This window comes from Delftia sp. CH05 (assembly GCF_009827015.1).
Lineage (GTDB): Bacteria > Pseudomonadota > Gammaproteobacteria > Burkholderiales > Burkholderiaceae_C > Comamonas > Comamonas tsuruhatensis.
The window spans coordinates 34,114-40,238 of the sequence record NZ_WUMG01000056.1 but is presented as its reverse complement, the minus strand read 5'-3'; the positions used below and the strand labels follow the sequence as shown (position 1 = coordinate 40,238).

Genomic DNA, 6,125 nt, shown 5'->3' with positions numbered 1-6,125 from the left:
GATCGGGGGGCGAAGCAGGTGGGTGTGGTCACGGTGCGCGGTCGCCCGCTATGCTTGGCGACCCGCATTTCCTGCATCACCGTGCACTGCCATGACTGTACGCACCATATTGAAAATGGGTGATCCGCGCCTGCTGCGCGTCGCCCAGCCCGTGACCGAATTCGACACCGACGAACTGCACCTGCTGCTCAGCGACCTGCTGGACACCATGCATGCCGCCAATGGCGCGGGGCTGGCCGCGCCGCAGATTGGCGTGGACCTGCAGATGGTGGTGTTCGGCTCCGGCCTGCCCAATCCGCGCTACCCCGATGCACCGGTGGTGCCGCGCACCGTGCTCATCAACCCGGTCATCACGCCCATCGGCGAAGACGAACAGATGGACTGGGAAGGCTGCCTGTCCGTACCCGGCATGCGTGGCATGGTGCCGCGCTGGAGCCGTATCCGCTACACGGGCTTCGATGTCTTTGGCGATGCGATCGATCGCACGGTGGATGGCTTTCATGCGCGGGTGGTCCAGCATGAGTGCGACCACCTCTGGGGAAAGCTCTATCCCATGCGCATGCGCGACTTCCGCCAGTTCGGCTTCACCGATGTGCTGTTCCCCGGCATCAGCGCTGCCGAGGATGACTGAGCGGACTTGCTTGCCGCTGTAATTCCAGGATCTGCGGTCAGGTCTTTGTATACAAATCGGTAGACAATTTTTCCATGCTGGCGCCGTACAGTGGCACTTCCCGCGAAGGCGGGGATTGTGTGCGTGCGCCCGCCAAGAGCTGCCAAGCAGCCACCGGGCTTCGCGATGCAGGATGCAGGAGAGCGCGGCCTATCGGGTCGGCGGCAAAGGGTGCGCGGGGGCGCGCCTGCCGCCATCCGGCTGCCGCGTACTTGTCCGGCGTTCTGTGAACAAGAGGACAAGGAGACAGCGATGGAAAAAAGTTCTGGCAATGCGCCGGCCCTGGGCGCAGACATCCGCCCGGAGGACGAGCAACTCGGCCTCACGGCCAACACCCTCTATGGTTTGCAGCATGTGCTGACCATGTACGGCGGCATCGTGGCCGTGCCCCTGGTCATGGCCAATGCGGCGGGCATGTCGGCGGCCGACACGGGCCTGCTGATCACGGCCTGCCTTTTCATGGGCGGGCTGGCCACGCTGCTGCAGACGCTGGGCATTCCGTTCTTCGGCTCGCGCCTGCCGCTGGTGCAGGGCGTGTCCTTCTCGGGCGTGGCCACCATGGTCAGCATCCTGCATACGGGCGGCGGCATGCAGGGGGTGCTGGGCGCCGTGCTCTTTGCCTCGGTGTTCGGCCTGATCATCGCGCCCATCTTCTCCAAGCTCACGCGCTTTTTTCCTCCGCTGGTCAATGGCTGCGTGATCACCATCATCGGCCTGTCGCTGATGCCGGTGGCCGCCCACTGGGCCATGGGTGGCAATCCCCAGGCGGCCGACTACGGAAGCATGGGCAACATCGGCCTGGCCGGGCTGTCCCTGGTCATCGTGCTGGCGCTGAGCAAGCTGGGCAACGCCATGATCTCGCGCCTGTCCATCCTGCTGGCCATCGTCATCGGCACGGCGGTGGCGGCCATGATCGGCAAGTCCGACTTTTCCGAGGTGGGCAGCGGTGCGTGGTTCGCCGTGCCCATGCCGCTGCACTTCGGCTGGCCGACCTTCAGCCTGGCTGCGACGCTTTCCATGTCCATCGTGATCCTGGTGACCTTGGTGGAGACCTCGGCCGACATCCTGGCCGTGGGCGACATCGTGGGCACTCGCGTGGATTCGCGCCGCCTGGCCGACGGCCTGCGTGCCGACATGCTGTCCAGCGTGGTGGCCCCGTTCTTCGGTTCGTTCACGCAGAGCGCCTTTGCCCAGAACGTGGGCCTGGTCGCGGTCACGGGCATCAAGAGCCGCTATGTGGTGGCCTTCAGCGGGCTGATCCTGATCGCCTTCGGACTGCTGCCCATCATGGGGCGCATCGTGGCCTGCGTGCCGCCCTCGGTACTGGGCGGCGCGGGCCTGGTGCTCTTTGGCACGGTGGCAGCCAGCGGCATCCGCACGCTGGCCAAGGTGGACTATCACAACAACATGAACCTGATCATCGTGGCGGCGTCCATCGGCATGGGCGTGCTGCCCATGGTCAAGCCGGACTTCTATCACCACTTCCCGGACTGGTTCGCCACCATGTTCCATTCGGGCATCAGCTCCACTGCGGTGACCGTGCTGCTGCTGAACCTGGTCTTCAACCACTTCAAGCAGGGCAACCCCGAAGAGCCATCGGTGTTCGGCGCCGGATCGGAGCGCGTGCTCAGCGAGGCCGTGCTGTCTGCCCTGGCCGATGGCGACCGGGTGGTCGATGGCAAGCTCTATGACCGCGAGGGCAAGCAAGTGGCCACGGTGTCCGCGCCTGCGTCCGCCATGCACTGATGGCTGCATCCCCGCCTGCCAGCGCATGAACCCGACGAGCCCGCCCTGCACAACAGGGCGGGCTTTTTTTGCGCAATCGGCTCAGACTGCCAGGGCCTGCAAAAGCTCGGTCTCTATGAGCAGCTGGCGCTGGTTGTTCTGCAGCTCGGCACCCTCGATGAGGAAGCTGTCCTCCACGCGCTCGCCCAGCGTGCTGACCTTGGCCAACTGCACGCTCAGGTGGTGCTGGGCCAGGATGCGCGCCACGGTGTAGAGCAGGCCGGCGCGGTCCGTGGCCGAGATGGACAGCAGCCAGTGCTGGGCCTTGTCGTCGGGTCGCAGCGTGACGCGCGGCGCGAAGGGGAAGCTCTTGACGCGGCGCGACAGGCGCCGGGGCGAGGGCTCGCGCAGCGGTCCGCCCTCCATCAGGGCGGCGACCAGGTCGTTCTCGACCATGTGCATCAGTTCGCGGTACTGCTCCTGCATGGCGGGCGCCACCACCTGGAAGGTGTCCAGCGCATAGCTGTTGTGGGCCGTGTGCACGCGCGCATCCAGGATGGAAAACGCTGCGCGGTCGAAGTAGCCGCAGATGCGCGCGAACAGATCGGGCTGGTCGGGTGCGTAGACCAGCACCTGCAGTCCCTCGCCCGCCAGTGAGCGGCGCGCACGCACCACGGGGCGGGTGGTGCCCACGTGGCGCGACAGGTGGCGTGTGTGCCAGGCGATGTCGGCCGCCTCATGGCGCATGAAGTAGTCCACGCCCAGCGTGTCCCAGAGCTTCTTGTGGGACTCGAAGGGCTGGGCCGTCAGCGCCAGCTGCACCAGCGCCTCGCGCCGGCGCGCCTCGATCTCGGCGGCCGCGTCGGGCGCGCGGCCACCCATCACGCGCAGGGTCAGGCGATAGGTGTCCTCCAGCAGCTTGCCCTTCCAGGCGCTCCACACCTTGGGGCTGGTGCCACGGATGTCGGCCACGGTCAGCAGGTACAGGGCCGTGAGGTTGCGCTCGTTGCCCACACGCTCGGCAAAGGCCTGGATCACCTCGGGGTCCGACAGATCCTGCTTTTGTGCGACCTGGCTCATGGTCAGGTGCTCGCGCACGAGGAACTCGATCAGCTCGGCGTCGGCGCGCGCAATGCCGTGGGCGCGGCAAAAGCGCTTGGCCTCCACGGCGCCGATGATGGAGTGGTCGCCGCCGCGGCCCTTGCCGATGTCGTGGAACAGCGCGGCCACGTACAGCAGCCAGGGCTTGTCCCAGCCGCTGGCCAGCTGCGAGCAGAACGGGTACTCATGCGCATGCTCGGCCATGAAAAAGCGCCGCACATTGCGCAGCACCATGAGAATGTGCTGGTCCACCGTGTAGACGTGGAACAGGTCGTGCTGCATCTGGCCCACGATGCGCCGGAAGGGCCACAGGTAGCGCCCCAGCACCGAGGTCTGGTTCATCAGCCGCATGGCATGCGTGATGCCGCTGGGCTGCTGCAGGATCTTCATGAACGTGGCGCGGTTGACCGGGTCGCGCCGGAAGGCCGCATCCATCAGGTCCCGCGCGCCGTACAGCGCGCGCAGCGTGCGTGCCGACAGGTCGGTGAGGCCCACATGGGTCTCGTACATCAGGAAGGTTTCGAGGATGGCATGCGGCTCGCGCTCGTACAGATCGTCGCTGGCCACTTCGATGGTGCCGGCCTTCTCGTAGAAGCGGGAGTTCAGCCGGATCCGCGGCGTGGGGCGCGGGTTCAGGCGCTCCTCGATGTTCAGCCGCAGGATCTGGCACAGCTGGGTCACGGCCTTGGCTGCCCAGTAGTAGTGGCGCATCAGCGTCTCGCTGGCGCGCATGGCCAGCTTGCGGCCCTCGGCCGAGGTGGAGCGGTAGCCAAAGGCCTCGGCCACGGCGGTCTGCTGGTCGAAGACCAGGCGGTCCTCGTGCCGGCCCGCCACGGCGTGCAGGCGTGCGCGTATCAGGCTGAGCATGGCCTCGTTGTCTTCGAGCTGCTGGCGCTCGAAATCGGTGATCAGTCCCTTTTCCGCCAGGGCCTGCCAGCTGTGGCCCAGGCCTGCGGCGCGGGCCAGCCAGATCATGGTGTGCAGATCGCGCAGGCCGCCGGGCGATTCCTTGCAGTTGGGCTCCAGCGAGTAGGGCGTGCTCTCGTACTTGTTGTGGCGCTGGCGCATTTCCAGCAGCTTGCCGGACAGAAAGGCGCGCGCATTCATCTGTGCCTGGTAGCGCTGCTGGAACTCGCCGAACAGCGGCTCGTTTCCGCAGATGCGGCGCGACTCCAGCAAGGCGGTCTGCACGGTGAGGTCGCGCCCGGACTCTTGCAGGCATTCGGCCAGCGTGCGCACGCTGGAGCCGATCTCCAGGCCCGCGTCCCAGCAGCTGCCGATGAACTTTTCTATGCGCGAGGTCAGCTCCGGGTCTGCCGTGCCGGTGGTCGGCAGCAGCACCAGCACGTCGATGTCGGAGTAGGGAAACAACTGGGCGCGGCCATAGCCTCCCACGGCGGCCAGGCAGGCCTCGGCAGGCATGCCGGCGCGGTGCCACAGCGCGCGCAGCAGCGTGTCGGCCAGATCGCTCAGGTGCTGCAGCACCAGGCGCACGCCGCGCCGGCCCATGGTGGGCGCCAGCAGCGAGCCTATCCAGCGTCCGCGATCGAGGGCGTACTGCGCGCGCAACTGCTCCAGCGAATCCGGGGCTGCGGGCGCAGAGTTGGAAGGAGTGTGGTCAGTGATCTGTTTCATGCGCGGCCAGGGCAGGGGAGGCGCCTGGAGCGGGTGCCCCGGGCGCAGTGCCATTTTGCCTGCGCATCACGCAAGAAACATGCCGAGCCTCAGCAGCTCGTGGCGGTCACGAAGGGCGGGAGCGCGGGCGAGCCAGCCGACAGGGTCATGACTTCGTAGCCCGTCTTGGTCACCACCAGGGTGTGTTCCCACTGGGCCGAGAGGCTGTGGTCCTTGGTCACGATGGTCCAGCCATCCTTGCCCAGTTCCTTGATCTCGCGCCTGCCCAGGTTGAGCATGGGCTCGACGGTGAAGACCATGCCCTCTTCGAGAACGGTGCCCGTGCCGGGGCGGCCATAGTGCAGGATCTGCGGCTCTTCGTGGAACTTCTGGCCGATGCCGTGGCCGCAGAACTCGCGCACCACCGACAGGCCGTGGCCTTCGGCAAAGGTCTGGATGGCGTTGCCGATGTCGCCCAGCGTGGCGCCGGGCCTGACCTGCTGGATGCCCAGCCACATGGCGTCGAAGGTCAGCGCCGACAGGCGCTTGGCCGCGATGGAGCACTCGCCGATCAGGAACATGCGGCTGTTGTCGCCGTACCAGCCGTCCTTGGTGATGACCGTGACATCCACATTGACGATGTCGCCCTTCTTGAGCGGCTTGTCGTTGGGGATGCCGTGGCAGACCACATGGTTGACCGAGGTGCACAGGTGCCCGGGATAGGGCGGGTAGCCAGGCGGCTGGTAGCCGATGGTGGCGGAGACCGTGCCCTGCTGCGCCATGCATTCGGCGCCCAGCCGGTCGATCTCGGCCGTGGTGATGCCGGGCTTGATGTGGGGGGTGATGTAGTCCAGCACTTCCGAAGCCAGGCGGCATGCCACGCGCATGGCTGCGATGTCTTCGGCGCTCTTGATGGTGATGCTCATGCCCGCAATTATCCCATTGCGCCTTTGGACGTGCAGGGGTAAGGGGCGGCTGTCGCCACCGGGACGGCGCAGCCCGGTAAAATGGCGGC

4 protein-coding genes are annotated in these 6,125 nt (G+C 66.6%); 2 read left to right on the top strand and 2 right to left on the bottom strand.

Annotated elements, in window-relative coordinates; translation table 11 throughout:
- Positions 1-91 precede the first annotated feature (91 nt).
- Positions 92-631: a peptide deformylase gene (def, locus tag GRX31_RS27045; RefSeq protein ID WP_016450766.1), complete on the top strand. Its 540-nt coding sequence runs from the start codon at positions 92-94 to the stop codon at positions 629-631.
- 291 nt (positions 632-922) lie between these two features.
- Positions 923-2,416: a nucleobase:cation symporter-2 family protein gene (locus tag GRX31_RS27040; protein ID WP_016450767.1), complete on the top strand. Its 1,494-nt coding sequence runs from the start codon at positions 923-925 to the stop codon at positions 2,414-2,416.
- Between the two features lie 81 nt (positions 2,417-2,497).
- On the opposite strand, the gene GRX31_RS27035 is transcribed toward GRX31_RS27040, so the two are convergent.
- Positions 2,498-5,131 carry a [protein-PII] uridylyltransferase gene (locus tag GRX31_RS27035; protein ID WP_202396732.1) on the bottom strand — a complete coding sequence of 878 codons (2,634 nt, stop codon included), beginning with the start codon at positions 5,129-5,131 and terminating at the stop codon, positions 2,498-2,500.
- A gap of 89 nt (positions 5,132-5,220) precedes the next feature.
- Entirely contained in the window at positions 5,221-6,036 is an 816-nt protein-coding gene (gene map, locus GRX31_RS27030; RefSeq protein WP_016450769.1) for a type I methionyl aminopeptidase, read from the bottom strand.
- Positions 6,037-6,125 lie beyond the last annotated feature (89 nt).

Coding starts and splice junctions, on each gene's coding strand:
- def (WP_016450766.1), top strand. CDS start 92: ATGACTGTACGCACCATATTGAAAATGGGTGATCCGCGCCTGCTGCGC.
- GRX31_RS27040 (WP_016450767.1), top strand. CDS start 923: ATGGAAAAAAGTTCTGGCAATGCGCCGGCCCTGGGCGCAGACATCCGC.
- GRX31_RS27035 (WP_202396732.1), bottom strand. CDS start 5,131: ATGAAACAGATCACTGACCACACTCCTTCCAACTCTGCGCCCGCAGCC.
- map (WP_016450769.1), bottom strand. CDS start 6,036: ATGAGCATCACCATCAAGAGCGCCGAAGACATCGCAGCCATGCGCGTG.